At 67.1% G+C, this 18,820-nt stretch carries 14 protein-coding genes and 2 pseudogenes; 6 read left to right on the top strand and 10 right to left on the bottom strand.

Annotated features, from left to right (window positions below; all coding sequences use genetic code 11):
* Positions 1–316: 316 nt before the first annotated feature.
* The 3 genes and pseudogenes from IEZ15_RS32415 to IEZ15_RS32405 form a co-directional block, all read right to left on the bottom strand.
* Positions 317–862 (bottom strand): annotated as a pseudogene (locus tag IEZ15_RS32415) (IS630 family transposase); the annotation flags it as partial.
* A gap of 95 nt (positions 863–957) precedes the next feature.
* Entirely contained in the window at positions 958–2,208 is a 1,251-nt protein-coding gene (ltrA, locus tag IEZ15_RS32410; RefSeq protein ID WP_189280551.1) for a group II intron reverse transcriptase/maturase, read from the bottom strand.
* Positions 2,209–2,781: 573 nt separating this feature from the next.
* Positions 2,782–3,573 (bottom strand): annotated as a pseudogene (locus IEZ15_RS32405) (IS630 family transposase); the annotation flags it as partial.
* 184 nt (positions 3,574–3,757) lie between these two features.
* Between IEZ15_RS32405 and IEZ15_RS32400 the strand changes: the two are divergent.
* Positions 3,758–4,054 (top strand): hypothetical protein, encoded by a 297-nt coding sequence (locus IEZ15_RS32400; RefSeq protein WP_189280592.1) that lies wholly within the window; start codon positions 3,758–3,760, stop codon positions 4,052–4,054.
* Here the strand turns inward: IEZ15_RS32400 and IEZ15_RS32395 are convergent.
* The 7 genes from IEZ15_RS32395 to IEZ15_RS32365 form a co-directional block, all read right to left on the bottom strand.
* Positions 4,024–4,407: an IS5 family transposase gene (locus tag IEZ15_RS32395; protein WP_189280550.1), complete on the bottom strand. Its 384-nt coding sequence runs from the start codon at positions 4,405–4,407 to the stop codon at positions 4,024–4,026. The two genes, IEZ15_RS32400 and IEZ15_RS32395, sit on opposite strands and share 31 nt — an antisense overlap.
* A gap of 43 nt (positions 4,408–4,450) precedes the next feature.
* On the bottom strand, positions 4,451–4,645 hold the full coding sequence (locus IEZ15_RS32390; protein ID WP_189280549.1) for a hypothetical protein: 195 nt from the start codon (positions 4,643–4,645) through the stop codon (positions 4,451–4,453).
* Positions 4,646–4,833: 188 nt separating this feature from the next.
* Complete coding sequence (locus tag IEZ15_RS32385) at positions 4,834–5,310, bottom strand: hypothetical protein (RefSeq protein ID WP_189280548.1); 477 nt, start codon at positions 5,308–5,310, stop codon at positions 4,834–4,836.
* A 1-nt stretch (position 5,311) separates the two neighbouring features.
* A complete protein-coding gene (locus IEZ15_RS32380; protein WP_194535979.1) occupies positions 5,312–6,205 on the bottom strand; it encodes a hypothetical protein in 894 nt (297 codons plus the stop codon).
* A gap of 62 nt (positions 6,206–6,267) precedes the next feature.
* On the bottom strand, positions 6,268–10,434 hold the full coding sequence (locus tag IEZ15_RS32375) for a hypothetical protein (RefSeq protein ID WP_189280546.1): 4,167 nt from the start codon (positions 10,432–10,434) through the stop codon (positions 6,268–6,270).
* A 1,331-nt stretch (positions 10,435–11,765) separates the two neighbouring features.
* Positions 11,766–11,915: a hypothetical protein gene (locus tag IEZ15_RS32370; RefSeq protein ID WP_189280545.1), complete on the bottom strand. Its 150-nt coding sequence runs from the start codon at positions 11,913–11,915 to the stop codon at positions 11,766–11,768.
* Between the two features lie 153 nt (positions 11,916–12,068).
* The gene (locus tag IEZ15_RS32365) at positions 12,069–12,650 is read right to left on the bottom strand and encodes a hypothetical protein (protein WP_189280544.1); all 582 of its coding nucleotides are present in this window, start codon (positions 12,648–12,650) and stop codon (positions 12,069–12,071) included.
* 256 nt (positions 12,651–12,906) lie between these two features.
* Between IEZ15_RS32365 and IEZ15_RS32360 the strand changes: the two genes are divergently transcribed.
* From IEZ15_RS32360 to IEZ15_RS32340, 5 genes are all read left to right on the top strand, one after another.
* A complete protein-coding gene (locus IEZ15_RS32360; protein ID WP_189280543.1) occupies positions 12,907–14,505 on the top strand; it encodes an ISL3 family transposase in 1,599 nt (532 codons plus the stop codon).
* A gap of 603 nt (positions 14,506–15,108) precedes the next feature.
* Complete coding sequence (locus IEZ15_RS32355) at positions 15,109–16,347, top strand: IS110 family RNA-guided transposase (RefSeq protein ID WP_189280542.1); 1,239 nt, start codon at positions 15,109–15,111, stop codon at positions 16,345–16,347.
* A 129-nt stretch (positions 16,348–16,476) separates the two neighbouring features.
* A complete protein-coding gene (locus IEZ15_RS32350) occupies positions 16,477–17,727 on the top strand; it encodes an IS256 family transposase (RefSeq protein ID WP_189280541.1) in 1,251 nt (416 codons plus the stop codon).
* Positions 17,727–18,089, top strand: a complete 363-nt coding sequence (locus IEZ15_RS32345; protein ID WP_189280540.1) for a hypothetical protein — start codon at positions 17,727–17,729, stop codon at positions 18,087–18,089. The genes IEZ15_RS32350 and IEZ15_RS32345 overlap by 1 nt, the downstream gene beginning before the upstream one ends.
* Positions 18,090–18,222: 133 nt before the next feature.
* Positions 18,223–18,390: a hypothetical protein gene (locus IEZ15_RS32340; RefSeq protein WP_189280539.1), complete on the top strand. Its 168-nt coding sequence runs from the start codon at positions 18,223–18,225 to the stop codon at positions 18,388–18,390.
* Positions 18,391–18,820: the final 430 nt, after the last annotated feature.

Here is an 18,820-nt window from a genome sequence, read left to right as displayed (position 1 = left end):
AGGACACACACCACCTCTACTGCTACTTGGGCTGTCCTGCGGCCCCAATTCCAGACTGATGACGTTTCCCACCGATCCCCCTAGCTCCCGTACGGAGACCTCCCAGGGTGGGCCCTGGCCAGAGTGACATGCCGAACGAGTGTGCGTCAGGGGAATGAATGTAAGGAATCCTCAATCTGGAACGTCACAATCCAGCAACGGCCGAGCGGTTGTGCGGCCGGACATCTTCACCCACATCTCACTCCGACACATGCCCTCCCCTCCGTAGGACCTCGACTAGTGTGATGCGCCAGAAAAGGCGGTCCTAAATCTGCTGCTAGTTTTTGGTGCTGGGTGGGCTGATTTTGGTGAGGTAGTCGGCGAGGGACTTGAGGATCTCGTCAGCGGTCTTGGTCCAGGTGAACGGCTTCGGGTTCTCGTTCCAGGTGTCGATCCAGGCGGTGATGTCCTTCTCCAGGGCTGTCACAGAGGTGTGGACGCCGCGGCGGATGAGTTTGTCGGTCAGCAGGCCGAACCAGCGCTCGACCTGGTTCATCCAGGAAGAGCCGGTCGGGGTGAAGTGGACGTGGAAGCGGGGGTGTTTACCCAGCCACGTCTTGATCTCGGCGGTGTTGTGGGTGGCGTAATTGTCACAGACCAGGTGGACATCGAGTCCGGTGGGCACGGCCTTGTCGATCCGGATCAGGAACTTCTTGAACTCGATGGCGCGGTGGCGGCGGTGCAGTTCCGATATGACGGTGCCGTCGGCGATGTTGAAGGCGGCGAACAGGCTGGTGATCCCGTGCCGGTAGTAGTCGTGGGTGCGGCGTTCGGGCATGCCCGGCATCATCGGCAGTACCGGCTGCGAGCGGTCCAGTGCCTGGGTGAGTCGGCGGCGGGAGTTTCACCCGCCGCCGCTCTCAGAACCGTGCGTAAACCTCTCGGCTTACACGGCTCCCATCGTCCAGTCGTGCACGGTTACGGTTTGACGAGTTTCCAGTGAGCGAAGAGTCCGGGGAACCGCCTGGCGTGACGGTTCAGGGCCTCTCGTGCTCTCGCTCGCTTCCGCTTGAACCGCTTGTACTTGCGGACGAGCCACCGCACCAGATAGTCGTTGATGCGGTTGAGGGTGGAGAGCAACGCAGACGGGTGGAACCGCCCGAAGTAGTTGATCCAGCCCCGCACGACCGGGTTGATCTCCCGGGCGAGCTCTTCCAGGGTCGTGTCACTACGCAGGTGCAGTCTCCAATGGCGAATCTGCATCCGGATTTGCTTGGCTGCCTCGTCGCTGATGGCCGGATTGAAGCCGAAGAAGTAATCTCCGCGCTTCGTCCGGAGCCTTCGCACGCGAAACCCGTACCCCAGGAACGTGAACGACGTGTGCTCGGCCGAGCCACGCCGGTTCCGGTCCTTGCAGTACACAATGCGGGTCTTGTCCGGATGTAACTCCAGACCACCGCACTCGGCCAGCCGCCCGCCGATGGCCTGACGCACCTGGTGCGCCTGAACCTCGTTGCGGCAGTGGACCACCACGTCGTCGCAGTACCGCTCGAACCGGACGCCGGGGTACTCCCGGGCCATCCACGTATCGAACGCGTAGTGCATGAACAGGTTGGACAACACAGGTGAAACCGCCGAGCCCTGCGGGCTGCCGCAGTCCCGGGCCTGCAGGCTGCCGTCCCGCCTCTGAAGCGCGGCTTTGAGCCATCGCTCCACATACAGCAGGACCCACCGCTGGTCGGTGTGGTGCCCGACGGCCTTGAGGACGAGATCATGATCAAGGTTGTCGAAGAACCCCCGGATGTCCATATCGATCACCCAGTCTGTCTTCCAGCACCGTTCCCGGCATGCCGCGATCGCATCCAGCGCACTGCGGCGGGGCCGATAGCCGTAGGAGTCCGGGTGGAACACAGGTTCCACCAGTGGCTCCAGCACCATGGCCACCACCGTTTGCGCGATTCTGTCCGCGACCGTGGGCACGCCGAGGACCCTGACCCCGCGTCCTCCCGGCTTGTCGATCTCCACCATCTTGACCGGTGGCGGGAAGTAGCAGCCCGACGACATGCGATTCCACAGTTTATAGAGGTTGCCCTTCAGGTCCGCCTCGAACTGCTCGATCGACTCGCCGTCGACACCCGCCGCACCCTTGTTGGCCTTGACCCTCAAGTACGCCTCGAACACGAGGTGTTTCGAGATCTCGAACGACTTCGATCCGCTCGTCTGGTTCATCCCGGGCACTCCGGTTGGCCACCAAGCAGACCCGGACGATCCGTCCCCTTCGCTCCATCCGCATTACCGGATTTCACGGCTACTACGAGACGGTCCGCCCCCGTGCCCCGCATCGGTACTCGACCCCTCGCGGCTTTGTCCGCTTGGGGTTCTCCCTCTCGCCGCCGGCCTACCAGGCCAGCCGCAGTATCGGGGCGACAGGTTCCCACGTTCCGCGCAAGAGCCCGGGCCAGGCTCGCGCCGCCTCCATGCCGGACGCCGTCTGGGCAGTCAACAGGCTTCCCCCAGACTTGTCCCGGAGCCCAGATCATGCCCCGGTTTCGACGCCAATGAGAAAGATTACGACACGTCATCAGCGGTTCGCTCACGCTCGCCTTCCTGACCCATACCTGACGCGATCACTGCCGCGCCTTTTCCACAGCGCTCACCACGACCGGCATTTAACCGACGCAGCCTGCGGTGGTTTGGAGCCTCCCCCTGCAGAGCGACTCCGGAGGACCTACCTCCATCTCCTGCACAGCACCGCTTCCAGAAGCTGTTACATCAACGCCTCCTTCAGCGTTCGTGGCACACGATCTGGCTCTTTTCATCGACGCAGAGAACCACCGCCTTCTCCGGCGGATGGTGGTAGAGGCCGACGACGTCGACGACCTTGGCGACGAACTGCGGGTCGGTGGACAGCTTGAAGGAGTCCTGCAGGTGGGGCTTGAGGTCGAACTTCTTCCAGATCCGCCCGACGGTCGATTTCGACAGCCCACTGTGCTTCGCCATCGAGGCACGCGACCAGTGCGTGTCCTTGCCCGGGACGGACTCCAGAGTCGCCACGAGTACGTCCTCGACCTGGTCGAGCAGGACCGAGGGCGGCCTGCCGGGGCGGGGCTCGTCCATCAGCCCGTCCAGACGCAGGGTGATGAACCTGGAGCGCCAGCGGTTCACCGTCGCGTGGGCGATGCCGAGTTCCGCCGCGACCTCCTTGTTCGTCCCGCCCTCCGCACACCGCAGCACAATCCTCGCGCGCAGGGCCAGGAACTGCGCGGTCTTCGCCCGCCGCGCCCAGCGCGTCAGCTCCGCCCGCTCGGCTTCGCTGAGCACCAGGTCCGGCTTGCGCCGGCCCGGCCGCGGCTCATCCACCAGACCCGCCAGCCGCCGGGCCACGAACCGCGAACGCCACTTGCGCACCGTCTCCACAGAGACCACAGAGTCCGCCGCCACAGAGGTATTTGACGACCCGTCCGCACAAGCCAGGACGATCCGCGCCCGCTCCGCCACACGGGCCGGCACCCCGCCACCCGCCCAGCGCAGCAACTCCGCACGCTCCCCAGCGGACAGCACGACTTCGACAGCACGCGGGCCTCTATGCGACATAAAAACAGCCTACAGACTTAAGATCGACTTTTCTGGCGCATCACACTAGCTCTTCACCGAACGCATCCAGGTCGCCGATCGCGACGTTCGGCATCGTCCGCCTAGCCTCCTCGAACGTCGCCTTTCGCACGACCTCCGGGCTCAGGCCGGCACCACTCGACTCGCCCGGCGCGGGCTGGTCACCATGGGGAACGTCGACAAGCTCCTGGCCCGCAGGGCGGAGGGCTCGGGCCTCGACTACATCGCCGTCCAGGACAACCCGTACCAGCCCGGTCACCTTGAGGCCTGGACCCTGATCTCCCACCTGTCCGCCCTCACGGACCGGATCTCCTTCCAGCGACGCGGCGGCCTTGGCGAACATCACCGGCGGCCGCAGCCGGAGGTCGGCGACATCGGTGAGGCCCGGCGCCGCATCGACGTGCTCTTCGCGATGCTCCGAGACGGCACGTTCTACGACCCCGCACCCACCGCCGCTGCTTGACCAAACCCATAGGGGCACTTTTTGCGGGCTCCGGCCGCGTGCTGGTGTGCGCGCACTACGGTCGAGTCGACCGAGACGGCCCAGTTGAGGTCTTCCTCGGCGTCGGCCTGCGCGACCAGCGTGGTGAGCACCCGCTCCCAGGTGCCGTCGATGGCCCACATCCGCAGCCGGTTGTAGACGCCTCGCCAGTTGCCGTACTTCTCGGGGAGGTGGATCCACTGCGATCCTGTCTGGAACTTCCAGGCGATCGCGTCGATCACCTCTCGGTGGTCTCTCCACCTGCCACCCCGCCGCGGTGTCCGATCTGGGAGTAACGGCTCGATTCGCGCCCACTGCGCGTCAGTCAACGGCACGCACGAACAACGACTGGCGGGGCTGGTTGGAACGGTGCAACTGTCAGGCGGCCAGCCCGGTGCGGAGCCGCCGCACGTCCCGCGCGAGCGTGTACGAAGCGCCGAAGAAGATCGCGGCTCCAGCCACGAGCCAGAGGACCGACGCCCCAGAGCGGTACTCACGAACGGCAAAAACGAGCAGTATCACGCTGGCAAGGACGCCGAAGGCCGAGATCAGAGCGCTGATGCGGTGAGTCACACGGACATCATCAACGACAACCTCGGCCAGCGGAAGTGACCCAAACGAACCGGCCTACCGCACCTCGTCACCGCCGACCTCGCCACCGAGGAGTGCCGCTGCGCCTCCTGGACCGGCGCCCCCCACACGGCACCCCGGGTGCGGAGTTCGTTCAGGCCGACCTGTACGACCAGGACGTGTCCGGGCGACTATTCCGAATCGCCCTCGCGCGAGCTGCCCTGGGCGCCCACAACCCCCGCCTCCCGAAGCCGAAACCTGAGGGACTCCCGCACCTCCCGGCGAAGCCGCTCCCGCTCCGCCGCCTTCTCGGCTTCCCGATCCCGCACGATCAACGGTCCCAACTCGCTCCGCAACCGCTGGACCATGGCGTCCACCCCGTGCCCGCTCTCCTCCCCCGGCTCCCGAATCCACTGGGCGAACATCTCCAAGGCTTCGCCGAGCAGCGCTCGGTCACCGGGGGTGATGCCGCGCAGAATGTGCGAGATGTCAACGGCCGGCTCTTCCTCGCCAGGCGGATCCGCCAACTCGGAGAGAGCGGCGACCGCTTCCTCCCGTACCCGCTGGGCATCCCTGCCCCGCGCCGTGGCCGCGACCGCGAGCGCCTGCAGCGAGCCCAGGAACCGAGCAGTCTCCGCAGCCTCGTCACCCACGTGATCGGGGCTCATGTCAGGCACCTGTCCCTTCTGGCGGTTCTTCGCTGTCCAGGCGGGTCTTGACCTCATTGATAATCGTCCAGCACTCCAACCCGTACGGCCACAGCCTGGGTACGTGCGTGTCGGCCTCGGACGGGTCGAGGAAGACGAAGGCGACATTGTCGATCGGCTGCTCCGGGCCGAGTACTTGGTCTCGGCGTGCCGCACACGCGTCGCGCATTTCCCGCGCCGAGACGGTCCGGCCGATCACGACTAGTTCGAGCACGCGCCGCGCCGAATTGTAGAACCCCCGGATATCGTCCTGGTATACATAGTCCGACTGAAGGTACCCACCCTCGTCCGTAATGCCCATACGCTGATGAGCGAATTTCGCCTGGGCGTACGCGAGATCTTCGTCGAGTTCGAGGTCGTGGAATTGCACGAAGGAGGTGTCGTTCGCTCCGCGATACAGACGCCAGGGCCCGTGATCCAACCAGCGGCGGGAAGCCAGGCGGGCATGTCCGTCCCCTCGGAAAGCGCAGGCCCAGCCATGCGTGAAGTGGTATCCGCCGAAACCCGGGATATCCCTGTACTTGTTGTACCAGACGCGATATCTCGGCGCGAATGACGCAACCTCGAAAGGTAGATCACTCAATAGTTCGATTAGCTTCGGGAGGTCGCCTGAAAAGTTGAAGGAAGCCCGAACCGTTTTCGCTGCGGGATGCATGATGAGGTAGTTTTCGTAATTCTCGTCGAAGTACGCGGAAACTCTCTTTCCTGTATCCGAGTACTGCTCGATCCAGCGCTCCGACGCCTTCGCCGGCAGGGAGTCCACTTCGACATTCTCCGGTGTCGCCCCAGGTCCCCAGAGGTGGCGTTCTCGTGCGGACTCCGCCAGGCTGACGACATCTTTCCCCTCGAGTGCCATCGCGATCATTCCTTGCATGGGACTTACCCTTCTCCGCTGTTCGCATCGGTCGATCGGTTGCGTTACGCGTCGCTCTTGCCATCCAGGAAATTCAAAAGTCTTTGAGCTTTTTCGTTCAGCTTCCCGTTCTTGCCCTTGAAGTCGAGCATGGAATCCGTGATGGGATCTTTATCCGGCCACTTCTTCCCGTCTTTGTCGTAGACGCCTACCTCAAGCTTCCCCTCGTTGTCCCGTAGCAATCCCCGCAGCCAGGAAGCGTTTTCGGTCAGCCCCTTCGGATTGAGGAAGACTACCTGTAGCCGGCTGGGCTTCCCCAGGTTGGGAACATCCGTATGGACAAGCCGGAGGTAGTCATCCAGTTGTGCTTTGATCTCCGAGTCGTACGCTTCGACGTTTTTGATCTCATACAGAGTGCCGTCCTTGAAGTGGTCGATCCTTCGGGACGACGAGAGGGGCGGGTCGACGACATCTTTCGGTATGCGCACCTCGCTGAGAACTCCGCTTTGCCCTTCGAAGCCCTCCATCTTCGCGAACCATCGCTCGCCGAGATTTCCCTTGTCCTTGACGCCGAGCAACTGACTGATCTTCAAGAATGTCTTGTGATCCTTGATTTCATCGAGCATCTTGTCCTTGTAGTCCTTCTTCAAGGCGTGCCGCACGTCATCGTAGGTCATGCCTGATGGATCGTCCGGCATGTTGCGGAGCATCTCACTGCGATCTGTGATGATGCCCAGCTCCTCAAGGGCCTTGACGTACCCTTCGAACCCTGGACTCTCGTCGATCAATTTCTGGAAGGCGTCTTCCTGGGAGGTATCGGGGTCGAACCTCTTGGGCGGCGTGGTCTGCCCCTTGGGTATCTCGGCGCCCGTCTCCGTGTTCCACTGGTGGAGCACCTCTGTCGTCACCTTGCCGTCCGGTGCGGTGACCTTCCCGCGGAACTCGAGCCGGGGTGGCTTATCTTTGGACATGAAGCGATAGAACTCCCCCTCTTTCGGCGTCGGGAAACCGTTCGGCCATTTAGTCTTGTCGAATTCGGAAAGATTGCTCCAGTTCTTCCTGATGTTGGCCACTTCCGGACTCTCGGCGGCGACGTACCCCCGCCCCGGATCCAGGTTCCACTGCTTGAGGGTCTCGGCATGGGTCTCGAATTGCCGGATGAGGGAGTCGAGTTCGGATTCGAGTTCGGCGCGTGCCGCCGGATCGGCGTCCGCGTAGGCACGCGCGCGGTCGACGATGATGTCGGGGAGCTTGCGGAGTTCGAGGCGGGCCTCCCAGGCGCGGGAGCCGACCGGGGGTGAGCCATGGACGCCGACCCATGCGCCCACCTGCCGCAGCATCTGGCGTACGCGCCCGGACAGCCCGCCGTAGCGCATCATCGTGCGGGCGGTGGGGGTGTGGAGCCGGATGTCGGTGGGCGTGGCGGAAGGGCCGGCGGCCATGCGGACGTTGGTGATCAGGCCGTTGTCGTCGACGTCGTAGTGGACGCGCACGGTACGGCCGGGCAGCTTGGGGTCGATCCTGACGTCGACCTGGTCGCCCAACGGGCCCAGCGCCTTGCGGAGTTCCGCCTCGACCGCGTCCTGGTCGCGAGGACGTATCGGGCCGTCCGCGCTGCCCTGACCGCCCGTCGGGTCGATACGGGAGCCGTCCCAGGACGTCACGCCGTCGGGGCCACGGCCCGGCTGCGGCCTGCCGTCAGGGGCTCCGCCGGTGGCGCCGTCGGGGGACGGACCGGACGCGTCCGGAGTCTTGGGCGCGGACGCGGCATCGGGGGACGGGACATCGACCTTGGGAGCGCCGAGGGTATCCGGAGTCCCGGGGGCCTCGACCTCCCCCGGCGACGGGACCTTGATGCCGATCTTGCCCAGGAGGTTCTCCGTGCCCGTCTGGACCCGGCCGGTCAGCGCGTGGACGCGCGGGTGGGCCATCACCCCGGTGACCGCCACCGTCGTGGCCGCGGTCAGCAGCGCCTGCTGCCAGCTGTACTCCCGGCCGCTGAGGGCGGCGTCCCCGGCCTCCAGGCCGACCTCGACTGTCACCTCGACGGCCATCTCGATCGCGACCCGGGCACCCGTACTCAGTGCGGTCTTGCCGACTGCGGCCGACGCGCCGCCTCCGACCGCTCCGCCGATGGCTCCGAACAGGGCCGCCTTGCCGACCCCCTCCAGCACCGGCGCGCCGTTCATCACGTTGCTCACCACCGCGCCGACGGCGCCCGCCGCCGCGCCCACGAGGGCGCCACCGACGATCGTCCCGATCGCGGCCGCCGCGGCCCCGGCGCCGAGGGCCGTGGCCCCCGCGGTCACGGCGCCGATGACCAAAGGGCCGAGCGCGATCGTCAGCGCGATGACGACGACGATGACGACGATGAAGGTGAGGACGGTGTGCCAGCGAGGCTTGACCTTGGCGCGCGCCTTGTCCGCCTCTTCGGTGATCTTGGGATGGATGTCCTTCTCGCCCGTCCCGGTGGCCGCCTTCTCCAAGGCCTCGGCGATGGCCTTGACCTGCCCGTCCGCCCCCTCCTTGAACTTGCCTGCGAGCTCCGTGTACGCCTTGTCCAACCCTTCGAGGACCTGCTTGTCGGCGTCCGCACAGCCCTTCTGCATAGCCTTGGCGGTCTCGGCGAAGGACTGCTGGACCTGCCGCAGCCCGCTCACCGTCTGCGAAGCGGTATGGCTCAGTGCCGCGCCGGCGGACGTCGCGGTCCGCCCGGCCGACTCCGCCGCGGCCCCGGCGGTCTTCGCCATTCCCTGCGCCGCGCCCTCCGCCGCCGTGGCCAGCGCCTTGCCGGCCCCGGCCGCCTGAGCGCGCAACCGCTCCGCCACGCCCTCCAGCCGCTCGTCGAACTGCGCGCCGGTGTCCCGCAGCACCTCCTCCAGCTGCTGGGGATCGGGCACCGCGTCCTGGCCGAGGATCCGTACGAACTTCCTCAGGCTGCGGTCCAGTCCGCCGCGCGCCGTCGTCACGCCCTTGCCGATCGCGGCGGTGGCCGCGGCCGCGTTCCGCTGGACGGCCTGCCGCTGCTGCGCGGCCTGGGCCCTGACCGCCGCGATCTGCGCACTCTGCAGCCGGGTCAGGCTCGCCTCGGCCGAACTCTGCGCCTGCCCGATACCCGCCAGCGCGGCAGCCTTGGCGCCGTCCACGCCCTGCGACGCCTGCTTGTGCCCGTCGGCCAGGCCCTCCTGGCACTGCTTGAGCACGGTCTTCAGGCTCTCGCGGACGTCATCGGCGATCTTGCCGATCGTCTTCTCGGCGTCCGGCTTGCCCTTCTGCATGTCGGCGATGGGCTCGTCCGCCGCCTTGGGCAGTTCGTCCTTGTAGGCATCGCCGACCGCGGTGGCGGCCTCCGCCTGCGCCTTGCACCGGTTGTCGGTGAGCGGACCGTCCCAGAAGTTGTCGTCGCGGTGGATCATCTTGGAGCGGTATTGCGCGGCGCGCTTCCTGCCCTCGCCGGCCGCCAGTTCCCCCGCATGCTTCGCGGCGTCCCGGATCCGCTGTTCCGTGTGGCCGTACAGCTCGCCGAGCTTGGTGATCTGGTTGTTCTGCTTGCCGGTGACGGCCTCTCCCGCCGTACGGAATCCGCCGTCCATGGCCGTACGCGCCCCCGAGGCGGCCGTACCCATCGCCGCGACCGTCGCCGCATGACCGGCCGTCACCTGCCCCCGGGCCGTCTGCGCCTGTGCTCGGATTCGCGACCGGGCACCCTGCACCGCGGCCTGCACCCTCGCCACACTCGAGGTCTCGGCGGATCCGATCTTCGCCAGTGCCGCCGCGTCGGCCGCCTGGACCTGCTGCGTCAACTGGGGTCCGAGGGCGGCCAACTCCGCCGATCTGGCCCGGCGGCTCGCGGTGAAGGCCTCCACCTTCTCCTTGGCGACGCCCCGGTCCTGGGCCAGTCCCTGCTTGTAGCCCTGAACCTCCGTCTCGTGCTGCTGTGGCGACTGCCCCCACAACGGCGGTAGCAGCGGCTCCAGGTCCAGGTCGACGAAGTCGACCTCCGACCCGCTGCCCTCACGGTGACCGGCGCCGACCGCGTCGTCCTGGGCGGTCCGGCCGGGGCCGTGGCGGGGAGACGGGCCGCCATGTGGGTCGTGGTCCCGACCCCCTTTCTCTTTTCCTTTCCCTCCTTCTCCTTGCTGTTTCCGGGCCTCGCGCTGCTTCTTCAGGAGCGATACGGCGGGACGCTCCCTCGTACGGGTCGCCTGTAGCTCGCTCTGGCGCGCTTCCACCGTGGCGGCGGCAGCGGCGGCACCGCCCTGGGGGAGCCCCTCGGGCAGTGTCGACGCGCTCGCGGGTGGACTGTCCCGTTGCGGCCGCCCCGGTTTCTCGCCATCCGTCGCTCGCCGGACGGAAGGGGGGTTGGCGGCGGATAGGCTGCCCGAGGGAGCATCGGCTGTACCAGGTGCGCCTGTACGAGGGGTGGCGAAGCGCGGCGCGGCGACCCCTGTCGCCGCCTGCCCCGCGTACCCCGGCTGACCCGTCTGCCCCGGCTGCTCCACCTGACCAGCCGGCACGGCCATGCCCGCCGGACCGGCGGAACCAGCCGGGCTGGCCGTTCCACCCGGCGGCCCTTGCCGTGACGGTGACGAGGGCGGCCGCTGCGCCGTGAGCAGCCGCGACACAGCGGCGTTTCCCGCGCCTCGCTGCAATCGTTGAATGGACCGGACGTCGGGCATGCCGCCGCCGCGTACCGCGGACTGCCGAGTCCGCTGCTCTTCGCGCGGCTCCGATTGCGGCTTCGGGGCTTTCGGGTCGTCTTTATCGGGCGCGCTTTCGTGAGCGTGCACGGCAGGCCGGTCCTGTCAGCGATGGTGCGGAAGCGTCCGAGCCGAGCCTCCACGAACCGGCGCGGGAGGATAAGGACCACGAAGGCAGCATCAAGGGACGCTGCTCTCTTCCCTTACGGGCAAGCCGAGTTGGCCCACTGGTCCTCGAAGCGCGGGTGAGGAGAGGGGACGGACAGCAGGTGTCCGGACGCGGGCGAGCGGCGCCGGCCTAGGGCCTGTCTATTGGATTTTGCTGGGGTCGCGTGCCCCGGTACGCGCGCTCGCCGCGTTGCCGTCGGTCGCCAACGCTCCGCGTTGTCTCCCTCCTCCGCCTTGCGATCACACGCACCGGACCCCGCTCCCTGATCCAGCCTGATCCAGAAGAAAGGCCCTACGTGTCTGGTTGACGGCCGATGGGTGTCCCGACCGAAGCACCGACGGGTCTCATCGGTGTGGCTCGGTACATCGGTCATCGGTGTCGCCCTCGCGTCCGGCCCGTGGCAGCAAGACGTCTCGTCAGGGGCATCCCCGAGTCCCGGTGCTGCCCCTGACGAGACGTCGGCGTACAAGCAGGAAACGGGCCGGATGTTCGCGCACCCGGGTCGGCTACGCCGACCCAGAACCCGGAGGCCGACGCCTGTAGGTGGCAAAGTCGAGGGGGTCACTCCATCAACCATCGGAACGTGACGCGAAGTGCTGCTCCCACTGGGCGAGCGTGTGGCCGTTGATCACGACCTCGTTGGCGGAGGAGACGGCAAGCCCCAACGCCTCCTCACGCGTGAACTTGTAGCGCGCTAGCCAGTCGACGGCAGCAGCTCGTGCTCCCAGGTCCCGTCAGCGGCGAGGTACGAGCCCGTGCGCACCACGGCCCAGCGGTCCTCGCCGGTCTCGGGCTCCACCTCGCGCCAGCAGACTCTCAGTTGGAAGTGCTGCTGATCGATCAACGGGGACTCCCGGTAGCCGGTGGGCAGGACGCGGGTTCCGAAGGGACGATCTCTGGGCCGGGCGTCGCGGAACGCTCGGCCTTCTCGGGACGGCGGGGCCGTCCCCGGCGAGCCGAACCTCGATCACGAGGTCCTTGTCGTCGCCGAAGGCGGCTACGGCGCGGTGCAGATGCGCGGCGAGGTCCTGCATGTGCGCGTAGACGCCGGGCACATCCGAGGCAGTGACCCTGCCGCTGCGCGAGAACGGATGGCGAGTACGGCCTTCAGGAAGGAGAGCCTTCGGGTTGTACTCACTGTAAAGCCACTCGGTGCGCACGGTGATCTGCACGGGTTCCGTGCGCATGTCGTCGGTCCAGCGCTCCTCGGCCGGCGGCCGGTACTTGTCGTGATCAGGGCTGGGCATGTCTTTCCTCCTGTCAGTTCGATGAAGCGGGCCTGCTGGCGTGCGGGGGGCTTGACCAGCACCGGCTCGGTGGCCACGAGGGTGGCGAGCACGGAGAACTCGTCGTAGAACCGGGCGGTCTCCTTGCAGATCCCGACGATCTGCTCGCTGGTGCACATGATCCGGACGGGGATCATCCGCTCGGCGAAGTCCTCCTGGCTGACGGGGTCGACCCAGGAGCCGCGAATCAGCTGAATGAGGGTCATGCCGCCGGCGAGCTGCTTCACCATGGCGTCCCACTGACGGTGGTGGCGTACCGAGAAGGGGCAACCCGTGTTGGAGACCGTGGGCACGCAGGACCTCCTACAGTGGAAGGTCCTCCGTGTTCTCGACGGTCATGCCGGTGGCTTTATCGAGCAGCAGTGAAGGCGCTTCTCGATGGATTTGGGAGGCGCCTGCGGCGTCCCCATCCCGGTATCGACGAGTACGGGTTCCGGCACACATTCCGTCACGGGGGCACTGTGAGTGACGGTCGGGGGTCGTGTTGGCTTTCGGGAAGTTGCCTGAAAATGATCAGTGGCGATCTTGGATGGCTGACAGTTCGGGTCCGTGGAAGAGATGGTGCTCCGGTTGGAGGAGCTGCTGTTCTCGTCGGTCCGGGACATTGCGGTGCTGTCGGTCGACGTGAGCAATGAGGCGATACGGATCGAGACTCGGTGCACGATGGTTGGGGCCGAGTGCGCTGGGTGCGGCGGCTGGTCGGAGCGGGTTCACAGCTCCTATCTGCGGTTTCCCGCTGACGTGCCCAGTGCAGGCAAGCGGGTTCGGCTATGCCTGCGGGTTCGCCGGTTCGTCTGCGAGAACCCGTTGTGTGAACGGCGGACCTTTGTCGAGCAGATAGCCGGGCTGACCCGGCGGTATGGCCGGTGGACCGAGCGCCTGCGGTCGACATGGGCCGCGATCGGCCTCGCGCTCGCCGGTCGGGCCGGTGCCCGCATGGCCAGTGTCTTCGGAGTGTCCGTCAGCCGCAGCACTGTGCTCCGGCTGGTCAAGGCCCTGCCCGATCCCGAACCACCGGTGCCGCGGGTGGTCGGCGTCGACGAGTACGCGACGCGCAAGGGCCGCTTCTACGGGACCGTTCTGGTCGACGTCGAAACCCGGCGGCCGGTGGACCTGCTGCCCGACCGGGAAGCATCCAGCCTGGCCGCCTGGCTGGCCGAACGCCCCGGCATTGAGGTCGTCTGCCGCGACCGCGCACCGTTCTTCGCGGAAGGAGCCACCGCCGGGGCGCCCCAGGCCGTGCAAGTCGCAGGCAGATGGCACTTGTGGCACAACCCGAGCGAGGCTGCCGAGCGGTGCGTTTCCCAGCACCGCGGCTGCCTTGGAGTCCTGGCTCGTGAGCCAGCCGAGTCAGATGCTGCGGCTCCACCGCCCAAGGAGATGACCGGATCACCATGGCCAACAGGGCACCGGTTCGCCGACCGTATTCGGGACAGGCACGCCACTGTCCACACCCTGCTGGCGGCAGGACACAGTCGACGCTCAATCGGCCGCCGGCTCCACATGACCCACCGCACCGTCAAGCGCCTGGCTGACGCCGCCGCCCCCGAAGACCTCTTCCAGGGGCAGTGGCAAAACCGCCCCACCGTCCTTGATGAATACAAGCCCTACTTGGACGACCGCTGGAACCAGGGATGCACCAGTGCTTGGGCATTGTGGGAAGAGATCGTGCCGTTCGGCTACAAGGGCAGCTACCAGCGAGTCCGCGCCTACCTACGGGAGAAACGCCTCTCACCCGGAACGGCCTCCGCCCGGCCGCCGACCCCTCGGACGGTCTCCGGGTGGATTCTGCGGCACCCCGAAAGCCTCACAGAGAGCGAACAGATGCGGCTCAAGGCCGTGCTGGCCCACTGCCCGGAGCTGAACGCCCTCACCGGTCACGTCCGGTCCTTCGCCCGAATGCTCACCGAGCGCGAGGGCGAACGGCTACCGGAGTGGCTCGACGCCGTCCGCAAGGACAACCTGCCCAGCCTCCACACCCTCGCCGCAGGCATCGACCGCGACCGTGACGCCGTCATCGCCGGCCTCACCCTGCCCTGGAACTCCGGCGTCGTCGAAGGACACGTCAACCGGATCAAGATGCTCAAGCGCCAGATGTTCGGCCGAGCCGGCTTCCAACTTCTCCGCAAACGAGTTCTGCTGTCGTAAGGAGAGCGGCAGCCCATATTCAGCCATAACCAGCTCTTGTTCGTGAGATGACCGGCACCCCGTTGGTCAGCGCAAGGCACGATCCATATTGACCCGGTGATCGGAGACCCACTGATACGCCTCCTGCACCTCTGTCACTGCCCCAACGTCACGGAGACGGATCATCGCGAGGTCTCCAGAGTCCGCAGCAGCCTCAATACCGCGCCAACACCTGTCCTGCCACCACAAGATCGCAGAGACGAGATCACGCCCCGGTCCGAGCAATGCTCAAGACCTAATAGCTGTGCACGGTGACGGGTGACCCCTACTCAAGGCCTGGAGCCGGACTCCTCTCCACAGGCAGAGGGCCCCGTCACCGTGCACCTGCCGAAGCGCGTCAAACATCTCCACGATGACGTCATGATCGTGACCTGAGCCGTCCGTACGGCCACCTCTCCCTCACCACGCGAGCCGCCGAGCTCCTTCCAGAGACCGGGGACCGTGCGGGGAGCTGGGGCTGCGAACTGCTCATCGGATGTCGGGCCGTCGAGCCCTCCTATTAGGTCGCGGCGCGCCCTGCGCAGGCTCACACCAGGACGAGCACGAAGAGTAGGGAGCTTGAAGTTGACAATCACCTGCGGGATCGACTGGGCGGAAGACCACCACGACGTGGCGCTGGTCGACGAGACGGGAAAACTGGTCGCCAAGCAGCGCATCAAGGACGACGCGGGCGGTTTCCGCCAGCTGCTTGCCCTGCTCGCTGAAGCCGGTGACTGCGCTCAAGCCCCGATACCGGTCGCGGTGGAGACCGCCCGCGGCCTGCTGTTCGCCTGCCTGCGCACCACCGGCCGCAAGGCGTACTCGATCAACCCGATGGCCGTGGCACGCTACCGCGAGCGGCACCGCAGCGCCCGCGCGAAGTCCGACCACGCCGACGCGATGACACTGGCCAACCTCCTGCGGACCGACGCCGACGTGCACCGGCCCCTGCCCGCCGACTCCGAACTGGTACGGGCGATCGCCGTTCTCGCCCGCGCCCAGCAGGACACGGTGTGGAACCGAGCCCAGCTCAACAACCAGCTGCGCTCGCACCTCAAGCAGTACTACCTGGCCGCCCTCGCTGCGTTCGCCGTCCGCGGCGTGGGCCTGGACTCCCGGGAGGCCCGCGCGGTCCTCGCCGTGGCACCCGACCCGCACACCGCCGCCCGCTTGACCCATGCCCAACTGCGGGCCGCCCTGCGCAGATCCGGACGGCAGCGGAACATCGAGGTCTGGGCGGAACGGCTGCGCACCATTTTCACCGGCGAATACCTGCACCAGCCGTCGCTCATCGAGCAGGCGATGGGGCGGCAAACCCTCGCGCTGGTGGCCCAGTTGGATGCCGCCTGCCGGGCGGCCGACGACCTCGCCGAGGCTGCGGCCGAGGCGTTCGCCACGCATCCGGACGCCGAAATCCTGGGCAGCTTCCCCGGGATTGGGCCGCTCACCGGCGCACGCGTTCTGGCCGAGATCGGTGACGACCGCACCCGCTTCGCCGACGCCCGCGCCCTGAAGGCGTATGCCGGCTCGGCGCCGGTCACCATCGCCAGCGGCAAGAGCCACCTCGTGCGCCACCGGCGGGTGAAGAACCAGCGGCTGACCGCCGCAGGCTACGTATGGATCTTCGGGGCACTGCCCTCCTCACAGGTCAAGGCCGAATACGACCGACGCCGGGACCTTGGGGACCGGCACACCGCCGCCATGCGCAACGTCTTCAACCGCTTCCTGGGGTGCCTCTACCACTGCCTGCAGACCGGGCAGAAGTTCGATCCCGGCAAGGCGTTCCCCGCCGCGTCCACGGCGCCGGTGACGCTCGCAGCTTGACTTCCTACCAAGCTCGGATGTCTGTGGATCGGTGTCGGGGAGGCAACGCGAAGGGCGTACCTTCCCGAATGATCCTGTGATGGTCATCGAGTAGGCCGACGTTGGCGCGTCGGTCGGGAAGGTACGCCCGTGCTCACGGTAGTCAATGCTGACGGTTCCACGCCAAACGGCTCCTTGATCGACGAGATCGTCCGCGAGGGCGCCCGGCGGATGCTGGCCGCCGCGCTGGAAGCCGAAGTCAACAGCGACATGGCCGAGTTGGCCGGTGAACGGGGCGGCGACGGTCGCCGCCTGGTCGTGCGCAACGGCTACCACCAGCCGAGGAAGGTCACCACGGCCGCCGGGACGGTCGAGGTGCGGGCCCCGCGCGTGAACGATAAGCGCGTCGATGACACGACGGGTGAGCGCAAGCGGTTCTCCTCGGCGATCCTGCCGCCCTGGTGCCGCAAGTCCCCAAAGATCAGTGAGGTACTGCCGCTGCTCTACCTGCACGGCCTGTCCTCCGGCGACTTCGTGCCCGCGCTGGAGCAGTTTCTCGGATCCTCGGCCGGCCTCTCGCCCGCCACCGTGACGCGGCTGACTGCTCACTGGCAGGCCGACCACACGGCATTCATGGACCGGGAGCTGTCCGCCACGGACTACGTGTACGTCTGGGCGGACGGCGTTCACCTGCGCATCCGCCTGGAGGAGGCGAAGGCCGCGGTCCTGGTGCTGATGGGGGTACGCGCGGACGGCACGAAGGAGCTGATCGCGATGACCGACGGATACCGCGAGTCGTCGGAGGCATGGGCGGGCCTGCTGCGGGACTGCGCCCGCCGGGGCATGCGGGCCCCGGTCCTGGCCGTCGGCGACGGCGCTCTCGGCTTCTGGAACGCGCTGAGCGAGGTCTTCCCCGACACCCGCCATCAAAGGTGCTGGGTTCACAAAACCGCCAACGTTTTGGACGCGCTGCCGAAGTCAGCCCAGCCCGCGGCCAAGCGTGCGATCCAGGAGATCTACAACGCCGAGGACAAGGAGCACGCGGCCCGGGCCGTACGCGACTTCGAACGGGCCTGCGGGGCCAAGTACCCCAAGGTCGTCAAGCGGATCACGGACGACGAGGACGAACTCCTGGCGTTCTTCGACTTTCCCGCCGAGCACTGGATCCATCTGCGGACCACCAACCCGATCGAGTCGACCTCCGCCACCGTGCGTCTGCGGACCAAGGTCACCAGGGGCGCCGGCTCCCGCGCGGCCGGACTGACCATGGCCTTCAAGCTAATCGAGTCCGCTCAGGCCCGCTGGCGAGCCGTGAACGCACCCCACCTCGTTGCCCTTGTCCGGGCCGGAGCCCGCTTCAAACGCGGTCAGCTCGTTGAGCGCGAGGAGCGGGCAGCCTGATGGACACCCCCAATCCGCTGACCGACGAGGAACTCGCCGTGATCGAGGAGCTTGCCAGTGCTGCGACTCCCGGCCCCTGGCACGTGCGCCAACTGGACGACGACTTCGCCATGAGCCTCGTCGCCATCAGCACTGTCCCCGACACCGGAGCCGGCGAACGCTGGCCAGACTTCGACCACCGGCAGATCGTGGCCGCCACCCTGGTTCAGCAGCCACGATATGTCGACGTCGCAGACGAACGCTGGGACGAGAACGCCAACTTCATCGCCAACGCCCGCCAGGACATTCCCCGCCTGATCGCCGAGATCCGACGTCTCCGCCACCTCCTCGAAGCCAACGGTCAGAAGCCCGAGGAAGGCTGAAGCGCACCACCGATCCACAGGAATTGACAATTACTCCATTCCGGGGGCGCACACGGTCTACACCCGCTGGCTGCACGACGGCTGGCACGAGGAGAACGCGGGCGTCGCGGATATGACGAGGATGATGCCGGTCATGGGCCATGACGGGTACGCGAACTTCGCTCTGCTCTCGCTCCAGCACGAGGGTGACGACCGCGTCCACGTCTGGTACCACGACGAGGAGCCGGACCGGATGCGGATGGACGGCGGCGTGCCCCTTCATGGAGTTCCTGCGCAGAATGCTCGACAGCGCCCGGCGTGAGGAGCCGTTCCCCGGGGGGATATGACCCGGTCCGCGGCCGGGTGACGGTCGTCCTCGCTGCGGGGCTCGCGCAGGCTGCCCCGCGCGGAGCTGCGTGCCGGCCTGCCGGTCCTGCGAGCGTCGGCTGCCCCGAGGGCGGCGTGCGCTGGCCTTCGGCACAAGGGGTCTTGGAGAACCGCCGGGCGCTCCGGACCGACACGGGGCCGCAGCCGTCCGGGGGATTACGGCGGCGGCCCCGGGGGCTGGGGTGGGCCCGGCGGCTCGGAGGGGAGCTTGGCATATGCCGTCCGGCGTAGGCATCCGTGGAACTATCCAACCTGGTAGGGAGGGGCTTTCCCCTTGATCGTGGACACCGGTTGTCATGCGGCGGTGGCCAGCGTAGTTGATCGTTGTTCGTAGGCGATCGGGCTGATCTGGCCGAGGCGGGAGT

The sequence above is a fragment of the Streptomyces atratus genome, assembly GCF_014648655.1.
In the GTDB taxonomy this organism is placed as follows: Bacteria; Actinomycetota; Actinomycetes; order Streptomycetales; family Streptomycetaceae; genus Streptomyces; species Streptomyces atratus.
The sequence above is the reverse complement of the archived record's forward strand: the minus strand, read 5'-3'. Positions and strand labels throughout refer to the sequence as shown.